Raw genomic sequence first — 285 nt, forward strand, 5'->3', positions numbered from 1 at the left:
CTTAAACTGTCAAAAAACCTGGCGGACTATACCCACCAGGTTAACAGCTTAAACTTAATATAAGGATACATTGTTGTCATTCATTGCTTCTAGACTGCTCTTAATATGTCCCATAAACTTCCCACAAATCAGCCCATCTAATATACGGTGGTCTAATGACATACAGAGGTTTACCATATGTCTCACTGCTATAGCATCATTTTCTAACACTACTGGACGCTTTACTATAGATTCAACTGACAATATCGCAGCTTGAGGATAATTGATGATAGGCTGAGACTGTAT

At 37.9% G+C, this 285-nt stretch carries 1 protein-coding gene; it reads right to left on the reverse strand.

Going from position 1 to position 285, the window contains the following annotated elements; all coding sequences use genetic code 11:
* Positions 1-54: 54 nt before the first annotated feature.
* On the reverse strand, positions 55-285 hold a 231-nt coding region (locus tag AOA61_RS28240; RefSeq protein ID WP_178075226.1), incomplete at its 5' end, for a 2-oxo acid dehydrogenase subunit E2.

This window comes from Pseudomonas sp. 2995-1, from assembly GCF_002742505.1.
GTDB classification, from domain to species: Bacteria; Pseudomonadota; Gammaproteobacteria; order Pseudomonadales; family Pseudomonadaceae; genus Aquipseudomonas; species Aquipseudomonas sivasensis.